Genomic DNA, 15,496 nt, shown 5'->3' with positions numbered 1-15,496 from the left:
CCACGAACGCCCGGCGCACCACCTCCACCTGCGCCATTCGGCACCGGCCCCCACGAGGGGAGGGACCGGTGGCGAATGGCGCGGCGCTGTTTCCGCGGTCCAGGCGGCCTCTGTCGCCCGTCGCGCTGTCCGCCTTCACCGGCTTCCTCTCCGACCTCGTCGCCGCTACGGACGTCGCCGCGGTGGTTTCGGTGTCTGGCTGTACCGACCGTCGTGGAGGAGTTGAGCAGCGGAGAGGCCGAGGGGCGAGGGGCCCAAGGGTGCAGAGGCCCCGAGGATCAGAGGGCCCAGGAGATCAGTTCGATGAGGCGGCGGGGGGTGGCACGGATTCGCCCTCTTCTTCGTGTTGGACGGCGGCGTTCACCGACTCGGGGGGCATGGCCATGCGTACGGCGGTGTAGAAGATGGCGAGGCTGAAGACGATCACGATGATCAGGTCCCACCAGGCGGGGAGTGCGCGGGTACCGCCGTAGCGGCCGAAGTGGCCGATGAGGATCATGCCGCCGAGCCAGGGCCACACCCAGGCGGCTGATTGTGCGCGCAGTCCGCTGCGTTCGGCGGCCGGGATGCCGCGGCGGGTGAGTGCCAGAACGACGAAGCCGAGCAGGGCGGCGATACCGAGCTTCCAGTCCGCCTCGTAGCCGGACCAGTAGAAGATCAAGTTGGCGAAGACGAAGCCGGCGGGGGCCAGTACGGGCCCGGCGGGGAGCCGGTAGGGGCGGTTCCGGCCGCCGTCCTGGAGGCGGAGGGCGTACAGCGACACAGGGGCGAAGGCATACATGATCGCCGCCGCCGAGGTGACCACACTGACCAGCGCCTGCCAGCTGGGGAACGGCAGGAACGCGATCTCGCCGACCACGAAGGCGAGGAGGATCGAGACGACGGGCACCCGGCTGCGGCCGACCTGGGTGAGGGGGCGGGGCAGGACCCGCTCGCGTCCCATGGCGTAGGAGAGGCGCGCGGCACCGGCCATGTAGACCAGGCCGGTGCCGGCCGGGGAGATGACGGCGTCGACGTACAGGATGGTCGCCAGCCAGCCGGCCCCGACGACGGTGGCGAGCGTGGCGTAGGGGCCGAAGTTGCCCTTGCCCACGGGGTTGTCCCAGCTGTGGCTGACGGCGTCGGGGTTCAGGGCGGCGATGAAGGCGATCTGCAGCAGGAGGTAGAGCGCGGTACCGACCACCATGGCCACGATCACCGCCCGGGAGACATCGCGCTGCGGGTCGCGCGCCTCACCGGCCAGCTGGATGGCCTGCTCGAAGCCCAGCAGCGCGAACACCACGCCGGCGGGCAGGGCGGCGAAGACCCCGTGCGCGCCGTGCGGTGCGAAGCCGCCGCCCGCGGTGAAGTTCGAGCCGTGGAAGGACAGGGTCATCAAGACCACCACGGTCAGCAGCGGTACGGCCGTCTTCACCACCGCGGTGACCGAGTTGATCCCGGACAGCAGACGCACGCCGAGGACGTTGATGAGCGTGAAGATCAGCATGAAGACGCTGGCGATCAGCAGGCCGGCCGCGGTGAGGGTCCCGTTGGGGTGCAGGACGCGGACCCGGTCGTGGATCCAGCCGATGCGGTCCAGGTACGAGAGCGTGGCCTCGACCTCGATCGGTGAGATCAGGACCGAGCGCAGCCAGGACATCCAGCCCGCGGTGAAGCCGACCAGGGGGCCGAAGGCGAAGAAGGGGAACCGCGCGGTGCCGCCCGCGATCGGGTAGGTGGCGCCCAGCTCCGCGTGGGCCAGCGCGAGCACGGCGAGCATCGTGGACGCGAGGACCCAGGAGATCAGCGATGCCGGTCCGGCGATGACGGCGGTGGTCAGGGCGCCGAGCAGCCAGCCGGAGCCGATGATCGATCCCAGGGAGATGAACATCAGCCCCCAGAACCCGACCGCCCGGTGGAGGTGGCGGGCTCCGGTGGCGCTGTCACTCCCCGCTGCGGATGGCCTGGTCACGCGCGCTCCTGGTTCACGGGACCATCTTGGTCCCGGGAGGCGGACCAGGCGGGTATGCGCCTTGCGTGTCGCCGTGCGTACGGAGAGTGAGTGGAGGGTGGGACGGGGGAGCTGAGCGGGGGGGGTGAGCGGGCGGTACGGCGTACGGACCTGCTCGCGGCCGGGCTGCCGGGGCGGCGACCGCGGCGGTCACCGCCCGTGGCTAGTGGCTGCTCGACGGCCCGGCGACGGGGTGTGTGGAGCCGTTGCGGGGTGGCGGGTGGACGTGGAAGAGGGTGGCGTACAGGCCGTGGTCGGCGAGGAGCTGGGCGTGCTGTCCCGACTCCACCAGGCGTCCCTCGTCCAGGACCAGGATGCGGTCGGCATCCGTGGCGAGGTCCAGGTCGTGGGTGATCACGAGGGTGGTGCGTCCTTCGGCGAGGCGCCGCAGCGGCTCGAGGATGCGTTGGGTGGCCAGGGTGTCCAGGCCGGTGGTGGGCTCGTCGAGGATGAGGACGGGGGCGTTGCGCAGCATGGCGCGGGCGATCGCGATGCGCTGCAGCTGGCCGCCGGAGAGCCGGGAGGTGCCCGGCGCGATGACCGTGTCGTAGCCGTCGGGGAGGGCGGAGATGAACTCGTCGGCGTCGGCGGCCCGGGCGGCGCCCACCACGTCGGAGTGGGTCACGCCGTCGCGTCCGCAGGCGATGTTCTCCTCCACCGTGTCGTGCAGGACGAGGGTGTCCTGGGGCAGCAGCGTGATGTTCCGGCGGAGCTGGGCGAGCGGCAGCCGGTTCACAGGGATGCCGTCCAGCCGGACGCTGCCGGTGTCGGGGTCGTAGAACCTCAGCAGCAGGGCGGCCAGGGTCGACTTGCCCGCACCGCTGGGGCCGGTGATGACCACCAGTTCCCCTGGCACCGCGGTGAACGAGAAGTCATGGAGCACCTCTTCCTTGCCGCCCGGGTAGCTGAAGCCGACCTGGCACACCTCCACCGCGCCGACGGCACGGTCCGGTGCCGGGATGACGTCCGCGGGGTCCGGGTCGGTGACGGCGGGCGGGGCGTCGAGGATCTCCAGCAGGCGTTCGGCTCCGGCGGTCGCCTCGGTGACCGTCAGGCCGAGCTGGCCGAGGTCGCGGATCGGCGGGTAGAGGTAGCCGACGAATGCGGCGAAGGCCAGCAGCTCCCCCAGTGACATCCGCCCCGCGGAGATCTCCCACACGCCCAGGCCGATGATCGCCAGGACGCAGAGCGTTTCCAGGACCTCGACCAGTTGTCCGTACAGCTCGTTGATGCGGGCGCTGGTCACCGAGGCCCGCAGCCACTTGCGGGCCTCGCGGCGCAGCCGCTCCTGTTCGTCCCGCTGCCGGTTGTAGGCCTGGGTGAGGATGACGTTGACCAGCCCTTCCTCGACCACCGAGGTGATGGCGCCGTCCGCCGCACGTTCCCGGCGGGAGACCTCCTTGACCCGGCGGGTGAAGCGGGTGGTGGCGACCAGGAACAGCGGGGCCAGGGCGAAGGTGGCGAGCGCCAGGTCCCAGCGCAGCCAGAGCGCGGCTCCGGCGTAGAAGATGACGCCGAAGACGGCCGTGGCCGCCTGGACGAGGCCGGAGACCACGAGTTGTTCGATGGCGTCGACGTCGCCGGTCAGCCGCTCGACCAGGTCACCGCGGCGGTTGCGCTGGAAGAAGTGCGGCGGGAGCGTCTGGAGATGGGCGAAGACGCGGGCACGTAGCCGCATCACGAAGCGTTCCGCCGTCCAGGCGGCGAGGGAGTTGCCCAGGTATCCCACGATCGCGCCGGCGACGGCCACGGTGAGCCAGAGGCCTGCGGGGCCCCAGAAGGCGCTGATCGAGCCCTTCTGGAGTGCGTTGTCGGTGAGTTTGGCGAAGACGAGGATGGCCACGGTCTCCGCGAGCGCGGCGACGACGGCACTCAGGCAGACCAGGACGATCCAGCGCCGGTCGCCGCGGGTCAGCGGCCAGAAGCGCCGTACCGCTTCTTTGAAGCCCACCCGTCTGGTGCGGATGGAGGTGTCCGCGACGAGCGCACGGAACACCCGGTCCATGGCGGGGTCCGGGTCCGGCTGGGGCCGGGACCGCACACCACCGACGGGTTCGCTGGTGGCGGTGGAGTGGTCGGGGTCGGTGAGGTGGTCGGGGTCCGTGGAGTGGTCGGGGTCGCCGGCATCGTGCGGCAGGGAAGAGTTCTCGCCAACGGGCATTGATTCCGTGCCTCGTTGGGACGATGCTGCGGGGCGCTCTCCGCGCCGGCGTGAGCTACGCAGGTTCATATCGCTACGTCATCTCGTCGCTGGTGGGGTGGTTGAGCGGAACCACGAGGCACCGCCCCCTAAATGAAGAGGCAAACTCGCGCCGTACGCGAGCCTGCCTCGAACTCAGAGGTGTGCGTCAGTAGCCGTAGCCGTAACCGCGCCCGCGGCCTCGACGGAACCTCCTGCGACGCCTGCGGCGGCGGTCGCGGTCGTGGTCGTGCCAGTCGTCATAGTCGCGCCGGCGCCTTCTGGGGAAGACCTTGCGGAAGCTCATACTCGCCTCCTCGTTGCTTTTCCTTGTTGTCGGACCGTTACCGGCTCCGACAACTCCCAAGCTACGACGCCCAACTGCCCCCAACAAGGCGAAATGCGTGAAAATTCAGACAAAAGCCGTTTTTCTTATAAAACGTGGCTGAGGGTGGCGAGGCATAACTCTCCGGATGGCATTTCGTGGGACGGGAGATGGCACTGGTGGGACGGGAGGGGGCGTGCCGGCGGCAACGCCGGCGGGGCAGCCGGGGGCCGCGAGCGGGCGAGGGGGTCAGGGGCGGTCCGGGGCGACGGGTGAGAGCCGGTAGGCGTCGCCCTCGGCGGTGACGCGGCCTGCTGTGGGCGGCGGGAAGTGGCTACCCAGGAGCAGGGTGTCGGTACCGGCGAGCGAGGCGAGGAGGCTGCTGCGGGTCCTGGCGGCCTGTGCGGGGTCGACGTCCGCGCAGCTGCAGATGTCGGGGCGCGGCAGCTGGACCGGGTGGTGGATGCAGTCGCCGGTGATCAGGGCCGTCTGCCCGGCACTGCGCAGCTCCACGGCGAACTGGCCGGGCGTGTGCCCGGGGGTGGGCAGGAGGCGGACGCCGGGAGCGACCGTGGCGCCCTCGGCGGGCACCTCGACCAGGTCGAGCAGCCCGGCATCGCGGACGGGGTGGACGGAGTCCCGGAACATCTGGCGGCGCGCGTCGTCCAGATCCTGGCCCGCCCAGTGATCCCACTCCGCACGGGCCGTCAGATAGCGGGCGCGGGGGAAGGTGGGGACCCAATCGCCCTTGTCTGCACGGGTGTTCCAGCCGACGTGATCGGTGTGCAGGTGAGTGAGGAGGACCAGGTCCACCGCGTCCGGGGCGAAGCCGGCTGCCGTCAGACGCGGGAGGTAATCGCTGTCCAGGTGGTCCCAGGCGGGGTTGGTGCGGGGTTTGCCGTTGCCGATTCCGGTGTCGACGAGCAGGCGCAGCCCTTGCACCTCTATCGCGAAACTGTGCGTGGCCAGGCGGAGGGCGCCGTCTTGGTCGGTGAAATCAGGCCGCAGCCACGGCGCTCGGGCCACCACCTCCCGGGTGGCGTCGGGCAGCAGCCACCGGCCGGTCGGTGCGGGGAGCGCGGTTTCGTCGATACGGCGGACGGTGATCTCGCCCACCGTCCAGGCGGGTACCGCGTCACTGGCGACAGGCATGAGGGTGTCCTCTCCGCGAATCCGTGCATCCACGACTCCACGAATCCGTGAATCCACGAACCAAAGGCAATTTCTTTGCGTTAAGTCACGCTACCGCGCTCGCGACGCTAACGCAAACAGATTGCTTTTATGTGGACCAGTGAGGCTCCGAGCCCTTAAGATGGAGCCATGAGCCCCAGGCCGATGACCCGCCCCGGGGGACGCAGTGCCCGCGTCCAGGAATCGGTGCACGCAGCCGTGCGCGCCCTCGAAGCCGAAGAGGGCCGTGCGGCGCTGACGGTTCCCCTCGTCGCCGCCCGCGCCGGGGTCACGCCGTCGACGATCTACCGCCGGTGGGGCGACCTCCAGGAACTGCTGTCCGACGTGGCGGTCGAGCGCCTGCGTCCGGAGGCGCCCCCCGCCGATCACGGAACGCTGCGCACGGACCTGGAGGCATGGGCCGAACAGTTCCTGGAGGAGATGGCCTCGCCCCCGGGGCGGGCCTACCTCCGCGACGCGCTCGCCGGCGACCCGGACGGCAGCCATGCGGGCCAGTGCTCGGCCTACGCCGCCGAGCAGGTGGACGTCATCCTCGCCCGCGCCGCCGAGCGCGGGGAGCCGGCCCCGGACACCGAACTCGTGATGGACCACATCGTTGCCCCCATGATGTACCGGCTGGTCTTCCGGCCGGGCCCGACGGACGCGGCATATGCGCGCGGCCTCGTGGAGGCGACCCTCTCCGGGCTGATGCCGAGGCACTGACCCCGTTCGTCCTGCCCGCCCGCCCGTGAGGCGTGCGGCGCCCGTCGCGGCGCGCCGGAGGGCATGGCCCATGAGCCCCGGGTGAGGCCTCACCCGCACGTCACGGTCCGCTGCGCGGAAGGGATCAACCAGCGCATGGTGCTCGCCGAATCCCTGTCCCTGGCCATGCTGCTGGTGGTGCTGGTGTGTGCCGTGAGCCGGCCGTTCCGGCTGCCCGAGGCGGTCTTCGCGGTGCCGGCCGCCGCCGTGGTGATCGTGACCGGGGCGATCCCGCTGTCCCATGTCCGCGACGAGGCGGAGCGGCTGGGACCGGTGATCGGCTTCCTCGCCGCGGTGCTGATCCTCGCCAGGCTCTGCGACGACGAGGGGCTTTCCCACGCCTGTGGCACTTGGATGGCGCGCTGGTCAGCGGGGCGGCCCAGCCGTCTGCTGGGTGCGGTGCCCGCCGCCCTGGGCCTGGCCACGGTGGCGCTGTGGGGCTCGCTGCAGATCATCGGCAGCTGAGCCGGGCCGCCGACCCCGGCCCCTCTGGGCATCGGGCAACGGGCAACGGGCAACGGGCAACGGGCAACGGGCATCCAGCGTCGGTGCCGCTCGGGTGCACCTCAGGAACCGCAACCGCAACCGCTACCCCCTGGCCCACCTCACGATCACGTCCGCTTGGTGCGCATCAGGAACAGCCCCACCCCCGACCCGATCACCACCACGCCCGTGCCGACGCTGATCAGCACCTGCTGCACCCCGTCGAAGGCGAAGCTGGTGGAGACATTGACGAGGACGGCGAGGCAGAGCACACACCAGAGCAGGGCCTTCATGGGAGTTCCTTCCGCAGGGAGGTGAACAGAGGTGAAAAGAGGTGAAGATCTGTGGGACCGACGATGCCGTGGCCGGGCCGCCGGTTCGAGGGAGCGTCCTCCCGAATGCGGGGTGGAGCCCACTACACCCCCGGCCGGGGGCGCCGCTCCCGCGCGGTGGCCGAAGCGGGTCGCCTAGCCTGTGCCCATGGGGGAGACGGTGCGGCGGGCGGGGCGGGCCGCGGCTTCGTTGCTGGTGTCGGCCGGACTGGCCCTGGTCTCGTATCTCTTCCTCGCGGTGCTGCTGTTCACCGCTGTCGCGACGCTCCTCGTGGTCGGTGCGGGGGTGCTGCCCGAGACGGTCCTGATGCTGCGCAGGATGGCCGGGTTCAAGCGGCGGCGGGTGGCGGCCTGGACGGGCGAAGCGGTCCCCGAGGCGTATCTGCCGCTCACCGGGGAGCTGTTCGAGCGGGTACGTACGGCGACCGCGGATCCGGGCACCTACCGGGACCTGCGCTGGCTCGCCGCCCACTTCGGCTACGGCTTGCTGCTGGCCTACCTGTCGCTGCCGCTCTGGCCCCTCGGCCTCCTCATCGACGGGGTGTGGTGCGGACTGCTGCGGCGCCCGGCCGTTGTCCTGCCGCTGATCCGGCGCCTCGCCGACCTCGACGCGGCCTGGTCACGTGCGCTGCTGCTGCCGTCCCCTGACCACCGGCGCACCGCCCTGCTCGCCGAGCGCGTCGAGGAACTGACCGTCACCCGGGCCGGCGCCGTCGCCGCGCACGGCGCCGAACTGCGGCGTATCGAACGGGATCTGCACGACGGCACCCAGGCCCGGCTGGTGGCGCTGTCCATGCGGGTGGGGATGGCCAGGCGCGCGTACGAGAACGACCCCGAGCTGGCGCGCAGGCTCCTCGACGACGCACAGGACCAGGTCGAAGAGGCCCTGACCGAGCTGCGCCATGTCGTACGCGGCATCCATCCGCCGATCCTCACCGACCGGGGTCTGGTGGGGGCGGTGCGGGCACTGGCGGCAAGCAGCGGGCTCGATGTGGCGGTGCGCGAGGACGCGGTGGAGGAGGGCCCGCGCGCCCCGGCGGCGGTCGAGGCGGCCGCGTACTTCGTCGTCGCCGAGGCGCTGACCAACGCCGCGAAGCACAGCGGGGCGGATCGCGCCACGGTGGAACTGGTGCGGGGGAACGGCCTGTTGACGGTGTCGGTCCGCGACGAGGGCCGCGGCGGCGCCGGGGTCGGGGTCGGCGGCGGGGCCGGCTCCGCCGGGGAAGGCTCCGGGACCGGCTCTACCGGAGAAGGCTCCGGGACCGGCCGGCAAAGCTCCGCCGGAGCGCCGCACGGCAGCGGGCTGCTCGGCATCCGGCGGCGGGTCGCGGCGCTCGACGGGACCGTGGAAGTGACCAGCCCCGTCGGGGGCCCGACCGTGATCGAAGTGGAGTTGCCGTGCGTGTGGTGATCGGTGAGGACAACACCCTGCTGAGGGAGGGCCTGGTGCTGCTGCTGACCTCCGCCGGGCACGAGGTGGTGGCGGTCGCGGCGAGCGGGCCCGAGGTGCTGCCCGCACTGCTCGCCCACCGCCCGGATGCCGCGGTGCTGGATGTCCGGATGCCCCCCTCCTTCCGTGACGAGGGCCTGCGCGCGGCGCTGGCGGCGCGGGAGGAGATACCCGGCCTGCCGGTTCTGGTGCTGTCGCAGTACGTGGAGGAGACCTACGCCGCGGAGTTGCTGGGCGGCGGCGCCGGCGGGGTCGGCTATCTGCTGAAGGACCGGGTGGGGCGGGTCGACGAGTTCCTGAGCGCGCTGGAACGCGTCGCGGCGGGCGGCACCGCGCTGGACCCGGAGGTGGTCACGGAGCTGCTGAACCGGCGCCGCGACGATCCGCTCGACGCCCTGACGCCGCGCGAGCGTGAGGTGCTGCAGCTCATGGCCCAGGGCCGGGACAATGCGACGATCGCGCAGTTGCTAGTGGTGTCGGACCGCGCGGTGAGCAAGCACATCGGAAATATCTTCGCGAAGCTGGGGCTGCCGCCGAGCGACAGCGGGCATCGACGGGTGCTGGCGGTGCTGGCGTACCTGAACGGGCGGTAGGCGCGGCTGACGACGGGGGGAGGAGCAGCCCACGACCGTGGGAGGAGCGGCCCACGACCGTACGACGGGGCCTGCCTCGCCAGGGCGAAGGCCCTCCGCCCCCTCCTCACCACCCCGCCGGACCGGTGCCCGGATACCGCCCCCGCAGCATCCCCCGCAACGGCAGCATCGTCCCCGCCTCCGTCACCACCGCCACCACGGCGACGACCAACACCGCGTGCCCCAGCGGCAGCGACGGCACCGTCCCCGCCATCGCCAGGCTGAAGGCCAGCAGCGGCACCGAGGCCACCACGGCCCCCACGACGAGGCCGGTCACGGCCAGGGCCGCCGCCTCCAGCCGCAGCATCCACCGCAGTTGGCGGCGCCCCGCCCCCGCCAGGCGCAGCAGCCGCAGTTCGGGTCGCCGGCCGAGAGCGATCAGCGACAGCGTGCTCAGCAGCGCGATCACGGTGAAGCCCCCGATCGCCGACACCGCCGCCACCGTCAGCACCTCGCCCCGCGCCTGGTCCTGTGCCACGACCCGCACGGGAGCGGCGGCGCCCCGCTCCACCCGTGCGCCCGGCGCCGCAGCCGTCAGGGCCCGGACGGCCGCCTCGTGGTCACCGCCCGGTGCGGCCGTGACCAGCACCTGTCCCGGGCCCGGCAGCGACAGATGCCGCAGCAGCTCGTCCCGGGAGAGGAGGAAGTCCCCCAGGGCCAGGGACCGTTCGAAGGTCGCGACGACCCGCAGCCGCGCCTGCACCCCGTCCCCGAAGCGCAGCGTCACCAGGGATCCGGGCCGGGCGTCGAGCGACCGCGCCCGGTCGGCACCGACCGCGACCGTGCCGGGCCGCAGCTCTTCCACGGTCCCCTCGCGCACCCCCGGGTCGAGCGTCCGCGTCAGCCGCTGCGGTGTGACGCCGAGCACCGGCAGCCGGTCCAGCCGGGGTTCGCCGGCCTCCCGCCGCGCCACCACCACGGTGCTGCGCACCACCTCCGTCGCCGCCCACACCCCCGGCACCGCACGGATCCGCTCCACCGCACCGGCCGGCAGCCCGCCGTCCGCCCGCACCGCAAGGCCGGCCCGTAGCGCCCCGCGGGCCTGCGCCGCCCCCTCGTGGGCGAGCGTCGCCCCCGCCGAGAGCTGTACGCAGACGAAGGCGACGACCAGGATGACGGTGGTGAGCGCGGCCCCCGAACGGCGCGCCGCCGCACGGCAGTTGGCGGCGGCGAGATATCCACCCGGCCCGCCGAACCGTCGCAGCGGCACACCCAGCACCCGCATCGCGCCCTCCGCGATCCACGGCCCGAGCAGCGCACAGGCGCTCACCATCGTCACCGCCGCCGCCCCGGCCGCGGCCCCGGCGGCCGCCCCCTGCTGCAAGACCGCCGTCCCCGCCGAGCTGACGCCCGCGAGCAGCAGCACCAGCCCGGTGACCTTGCGCGCCGTGCCGGGGGCCGCCTCGCGCAGCGCTTCCGCCGGGCGCACCTTCGCGGTCCGGGCACAGGCGAGCACCGCCGCGATACGGGCCACCGCGACGGTGATCCCTGCCGTGATCAGCGGCGCAGGCCACAGCCAGGGCGGAAAGGGCAGTTCGAGGCCGGGCGGGAGCGCGCCGTGCGCTTCCAGCAGCGCCCGCAGCACGGCGTACCCGGGGACCGCTCCCACCGCCCCCGCCAGCGCCGCACAGCCGGCGACCCGCCCCACTTCCTTCCCCACCGCACCACGCAACTGCCGCGGCGTCGCCCCGACGGCACGCAACAGGCCCAGTTCACGCTCGCGTTGGTGCAGCGCCTGCACCACCGTCGACGACACCACGAGCAGGGCGATCAGTACGACGGTGGCGGTCACCGAGCCCAGCAGCTCCAGCAGCCCCGTCCGGGCCGGGCCGGCATCGAGGAACTCGGCACCGCCGCGCCCGTTCCCGGTCAGCACCCGCAGAGCAGCCGCGTCACCGTCCGCACGCCGCCCGACGCTCCTGAGGCCTGCCGCATCCAGGGCGTGCCGTACCCGCGCAGCCAGCGCCCCCGTGTCCACACCGGGCCGGGCGACCGCCCCCAGGGCGTCCAGCGACCCCGGGTGCCCGGACAGCCGGCGGGCTTCGTCCTCCGTGAAGCAGACGGTGGCGGACGGCCCGTCGGCGACCCCCACGACGGTGTACGCCGCGTCCCTGCCGCCCACTCGCAGCACCACACGTGCCCCCAGCCGTGCCCCCACCCGCGCGCCGGCCCGGGCACCGCCGACCACCGCGACCTCGCCCGCCCGCCGCGGGGGATGCCCCTGCCGTACGACGCGGGGCGCCAGCCGGGCCGCCTCCCAGGGCCTTCCGAGTGCGGCCCGTCCCGCGATGCCCACCCGGAAAACCTGGTCGGCGACGGCCGCCCGCACCCCGGGCACCTTCCGCACCACACCGAGGGCCGCCCACGGGACCCGCACCCGCTCGGTGAGCCCTGCCCGGGCGGTCCTGGGTGCGCTGCCCCAGGGCTTCGCGGTGAAGCGGGTGTCCTGGTCCCCGGCGACCACCAGAGCGGCCCCCGCATACCGCTCCACTCGCGGATGCCCGGCCCCGACGGAGACGAGCGCGAGACCGAAGGTGCCGAGAAGCAGCGAGGTGAGGGCGAGGGCAGCGAAGACGGCGGCCCAGGCCTTGCGGTGCATACGGGCGGCGCGGGAGGCGAGGAGTCCGGTCACCTTCATGCCGCCCGCCCCCCGTCGGGCCCGGCCGCCGCTTCCCACCCGCCGCCCAAGTCCCTCATGAGGGAGCTGACTTGACGGGCGTCCGGCCGGTTCAGACGCGCGACGACCCGCCCCCGGGCAAGAAAAAGAGCCTCATCCGTCCAGGCGGCGGCGACCGGATCGTGCGTCACCATGACGATGGTGTGGCCGTCACGGTCGACGGCGCCCCGCAGCAGGGCGAGGACGTCGTGCGCGGTGGCCGGGTCGAGCGATCCCGTGGGCTCATCGGCGAAGACGATGTCCGGATCGGTGACCAGCGCCCGGGCGACCGCCACGCGCTGACGCTGCCCGCCGGACAGCTCCGACGGCGCGTCCTCGCTCCGCTCTTCCAGACCGACGGCCGCAAGCCCCCGCCGGGCCCGCTCGCCCACGGGCGCGTCCCCGAGCAGCAACGGCAGGGCGACATTCTCCGCGACGCTCAACGACGGCACGAGGTTGTGGGCCTGGAACACGAACCCGACGCGCTCCCGCCGCAACCGGGTCAGGGCCGCCTCCTTGAGCGAGGACAGCTCCGTACCGCCGATGCGTACCGTCCCCGCCGTCGGCCGGTCGAGCCCCGCGGCGCACTGCAGCAGCGTCGACTTCCCCGACCCGGACGGCCCCATCACCGCGAGGAAGCGCCCCCGTGGCACCACGAGGTCGACGGGGTGCAGGGCCACCACGCCGGGCCGGTACTCCCGGCCGACCCCCTCCAGCGTGAGCGCATCGGCCCCCGGGTCCCGCCGCCTCGCGGTGGCTTTCGCCGGAGCCCGCCCCGCGGTAGCCGTCGCCGGATCGCGCCGCCGCCCGAACATGCGCACGCCCTCTCAGTGGGTCGAATGGATCACCAGCCACTGAGAAACGCTAGAAACGAACCGGGGCGGAGAGGAGAGAGCACGGCCCCGTTTCCCTGGTGGAGCCCGCTACACCAGGGAGGGGGAACCGCCCGGCACCGGTGGCCCCGGCCGGCGGTCAGCTGCCGGCAGAGGCGACGAGGGCGTGGGCGAGGGCGGGGACGAGGACGGGGGCGTGGGCCCGGGCCCGGTGGCTCGCAGTCCTTCGATGAGCAGTCGCAGCCCGAAGGTGAAGTGCGCGGCGAAGTCCGTGCTGGTGAACACCGGCAGTGCGGGGGCGAGATGGGGATACCGCGCCGGCGTCACCGCGGCGCGCAGCCGGTCGGGCTCCGCCGGGCCGTCGCCCGCGACCTGGAGGGCGGCCTGCTCCTCCAGGGTGTGGCCGATGGTGAAGTGAACGACCGCGAGGGCGGCACGGGCGGCGTCGTCGGGGGCGAAGCCGGCTTCCCGCAGCACGCCGATGAGGGTGTCGGCGAAGCCGAGGGTGTGGCTGCCGGTGGAGTGCGTACCGGCGTAGACGCGGGCCCCGTCCCGGCGGCCGAGGAGCGCCGCACGCATCCGGCGGGCCAGTTCGGCCAGGTCCTCGCTCCAGTCCGCTGACGGGAGCGGCCGTTCGAGGCAGCCGGCCAGCAGCGATTCGGCCATGGCGGTCAGCAGCTCGTGCTTGGTCGCGAAGTAGCGGTACAGCGCACCGGCCCGTACGTCCATGGCCTCGGCCAGCCGCCGCATGGTGAGTGCGTCGAGGCCGACCTCGTCCAGCAGCGCCAGGGCGACGTCGACGGTGCGTGCCTGGTCGAGTTTCGGGGGCCGGCCGCGTGTCGTGACAGCGGCACGGGCGGCGGGCGAGCTGGGGGTTGACGCGGCACTCATGGATCTCACTATAGTGAACAACGTTCACGTGAACACTGTTCACTAAATCTGGGCACACCTCGACCGGAGGCCAGCCATGCATGCCGCCAGGGATCTCGCCGCCACTCCCCACGCCGGTGCCGGCACCGACACCGACACCGATGTGATCGTGGTGGGCGCGGGGCCGACCGGGTTACTGCTCGGCGCCGAACTGGCGCTGGGCGGCGTACGGGTGCAGATCCTCGAACGGCGGGCCACGGCACAGCGGGATTCACGGGCACTGACACTGCATCCGCGCAGTATCGAGCTGATGGACCAACGGGGCCTGGTGGAACGGTTCCTGGCACGTGGTCGCCGGGTACCGGGGTGGCACTTCGCGGGGCTGGACACCCGGCTGGACTTCAGCGCGCTGGACACCCGGCACGGCTACACCCTGTTCCTCGCCCAGGCCCGCACCGAACAGCTGCTGGCGGAGCGCGCGAGCGAACTCGACGTGCCGGTCCGGCGCGGATACGAGTTGGTCGGCCTGCGTCAGAACGCCGGCGGCAACGGCACGGGCGCGGGCGGCACGGGCGGCGGAGGCGGCGGAGGCGGCGGAGGCGGCGGGGAATCGGACGGGGCCGGCGACGGCGTGGAGGTGGACGTCCGCGGCCCCGACGGAGCCCTGGAGACCGTACGCGCCCGGTATGTGGTCGGGTGCGACGGCGGTCGGAGCGTGGTGCGGCGGGCCGCCGGGATCGGCTTTCCCGGCACCGACGAGACGCTGAGCGGAGCGCTGGGGGATTTCGCGACCGTCGACCCGGCAGCCCTCGACCGCGCCCGGGCCCATGGCGTACTGGCCGTACCGCTGGATCCTGACCCCCTGGCCGGGTCCGGCCCTGAGGGCGGGCGGACGGGAGGCGCCACCCGGATGGTCCTCCTGGATCCACAGCGGATGCGGACCCCGTCCGCCGAACCACTGACGCTCGACGAGTTCCGGGACTCCCTGCGACGGATCTGCGGAACCGACTGCGGGGTGGCGCGCCCCCGCTGGCTGTCGCGGTTCGGCAACGCCACCCGTCTCGCGGCCTCTTACCGTGCCGGGCGCGTCCTGCTGGCGGGCGATGCCGCCCATATCCATTTCCCGGCGGCCGGCCAGGGCCTCAATACCGGGCTCCAGGACGCGATGAACCTGGGCTGGAAGCTCGCCGCCGAGATCAACGGCTGGGCCCCGCCCGGCCTGCTCGACAGCTACCACGCCGAGCGGCATCCGGTCGGGCAGGCGGTCACGGAGAACACCGAGGTCCAGACGCTGCTGGCGGAGCTGACGCTGCTCCCGTCGTACCAGCGGCCGGCCGCCGCACTGCGCGCGCTGCTGACCGAACTCCTGGGCATCGAGGAGGTCAACCGCCGTCTGGCCGGGCGGGTCTCCGCGCTCGACACCGCCTATCCCCCCGCCGGCCCGGATGCCGACCCGTTGGCGGGACGGCGGATGCCCGATATCGCGCTGACGGCACCCGGCACGGCGGCACTACGCGTCCACGAACTCCTCCCGCACGGCCGGTTCGTCCTGCTCGACCTCGCGGGGGACAAGGAGATGCGGCGGTCCGTCGAGACCGGATGGGGGAAGCGGGTGACCGCACTCGGCGTCACCGGCCACGCCTCCCGCACCGATCTGGACGGGGTACGCGAGATCCTCGTCCGCCCCGACGGCCATATCGCCTGGGCCACCCGCAGTTCAGAGGTGCAGACCCGCCGCACCGAACGGCTCCACGCGCTGACCCGCTGGGCCGGCCGCCCCGCAGCGGACTGAGAGGCGACCGTAGCGGCGACCC

General features: G+C 73.0%; 13 protein-coding genes. 5 read left to right on the top strand and 8 right to left on the bottom strand.

What is annotated here, in order from left to right:
* Positions 1-295 precede the first annotated feature (295 nt).
* The 4 genes from ABR737_RS24855 to ABR737_RS24840 form a co-directional block, all read right to left on the bottom strand.
* Positions 296-1,951 carry an APC family permease gene (locus tag ABR737_RS24855; RefSeq protein ID WP_350252395.1) on the bottom strand — a complete coding sequence of 552 codons (1,656 nt, stop codon included), beginning with the start codon at positions 1,949-1,951 and terminating at the stop codon, positions 296-298.
* 202 nt (positions 1,952-2,153) lie between these two features.
* Positions 2,154-4,151, bottom strand: a complete 1,998-nt coding sequence (locus ABR737_RS24850) for an ABC transporter ATP-binding protein (protein ID WP_350252394.1) — start codon at positions 4,149-4,151, stop codon at positions 2,154-2,156.
* A 187-nt stretch (positions 4,152-4,338) separates the two neighbouring features.
* Complete coding sequence (locus ABR737_RS24845; protein ID WP_350252393.1) at positions 4,339-4,476, bottom strand: hypothetical protein; 138 nt, start codon at positions 4,474-4,476, stop codon at positions 4,339-4,341.
* Positions 4,477-4,743: 267 nt separating this feature from the next.
* Positions 4,744-5,646: an MBL fold metallo-hydrolase gene (locus ABR737_RS24840; protein WP_350252392.1), complete on the bottom strand. Its 903-nt coding sequence runs from the start codon at positions 5,644-5,646 to the stop codon at positions 4,744-4,746.
* A 168-nt stretch (positions 5,647-5,814) separates the two neighbouring features.
* Here ABR737_RS24840 and ABR737_RS24835 point away from each other — a divergent pair, with 168 nt between their 5' ends.
* The gene (locus ABR737_RS24835) at positions 5,815-6,387 is read left to right on the top strand and encodes a TetR/AcrR family transcriptional regulator (protein ID WP_350252390.1); all 573 of its coding nucleotides are present in this window, start codon (positions 5,815-5,817) and stop codon (positions 6,385-6,387) included.
* 81 nt (positions 6,388-6,468) lie between these two features.
* Entirely contained in the window at positions 6,469-6,891 is a 423-nt protein-coding gene (locus ABR737_RS24830) for an SLC13 family permease (protein ID WP_502964369.1), read from the top strand.
* Between the two features lie 146 nt (positions 6,892-7,037).
* Here ABR737_RS24830 and ABR737_RS24825 read toward each other — a convergent pair whose 3' ends face one another.
* Positions 7,038-7,202 carry a hypothetical protein gene (locus ABR737_RS24825; protein ID WP_350252388.1) on the bottom strand — a complete coding sequence of 55 codons (165 nt, stop codon included), beginning with the start codon at positions 7,200-7,202 and terminating at the stop codon, positions 7,038-7,040.
* Positions 7,203-7,389: 187 nt separating this feature from the next.
* Between ABR737_RS24825 and ABR737_RS24820 the strand changes: the two genes are divergently transcribed.
* Both ABR737_RS24820 and ABR737_RS24815 read left to right on the top strand, forming a co-directional pair.
* Positions 7,390-8,652, top strand: a complete 1,263-nt coding sequence (locus ABR737_RS24820) for a sensor histidine kinase (RefSeq protein ID WP_350252387.1) — start codon at positions 7,390-7,392, stop codon at positions 8,650-8,652.
* On the top strand, positions 8,640-9,284 hold the full coding sequence (locus ABR737_RS24815; protein ID WP_350252385.1) for a LuxR C-terminal-related transcriptional regulator: 645 nt from the start codon (positions 8,640-8,642) through the stop codon (positions 9,282-9,284). Before ABR737_RS24820 ends, ABR737_RS24815 begins: the two co-directional genes overlap by 13 nt.
* Positions 9,285-9,390: 106 nt before the next feature.
* Here ABR737_RS24815 and ABR737_RS24810 read toward each other — a convergent pair whose 3' ends face one another.
* The 3 genes from ABR737_RS24810 to ABR737_RS24800 all read right to left on the bottom strand — a co-directional run bounded on the left by ABR737_RS24810 (position 9,391) and on the right by ABR737_RS24800 (position 13,703).
* The gene (locus ABR737_RS24810) at positions 9,391-11,961 is read right to left on the bottom strand and encodes an FtsX-like permease family protein (protein ID WP_350252384.1); all 2,571 of its coding nucleotides are present in this window, start codon (positions 11,959-11,961) and stop codon (positions 9,391-9,393) included.
* The gene (locus ABR737_RS24805; RefSeq protein WP_502964504.1) at positions 11,958-12,794 is read right to left on the bottom strand and encodes an ABC transporter ATP-binding protein; all 837 of its coding nucleotides are present in this window, start codon (positions 12,792-12,794) and stop codon (positions 11,958-11,960) included. The genes ABR737_RS24810 and ABR737_RS24805 overlap by 4 nt, the downstream gene beginning before the upstream one ends.
* Before the next feature lie 108 nt (positions 12,795-12,902).
* On the bottom strand, positions 12,903-13,703 hold the full coding sequence (locus tag ABR737_RS24800) for a TetR/AcrR family transcriptional regulator (protein ID WP_350252381.1): 801 nt from the start codon (positions 13,701-13,703) through the stop codon (positions 12,903-12,905).
* A 76-nt stretch (positions 13,704-13,779) separates the two neighbouring features.
* Between ABR737_RS24800 and ABR737_RS24795 the strand changes: the two genes are divergently transcribed.
* Positions 13,780-15,474 carry an FAD-dependent monooxygenase gene (locus ABR737_RS24795; RefSeq protein ID WP_350252379.1) on the top strand — a complete coding sequence of 565 codons (1,695 nt, stop codon included), beginning with the start codon at positions 13,780-13,782 and terminating at the stop codon, positions 15,472-15,474.
* Positions 15,475-15,496 lie beyond the last annotated feature (22 nt).

Source organism: Streptomyces sp. Edi2, from assembly GCF_040253635.1.
Lineage (GTDB): Bacteria > Actinomycetota > Actinomycetes > Streptomycetales > Streptomycetaceae > Streptomyces.
This window is presented reverse-complemented; position numbering and strand designations above follow the sequence as displayed.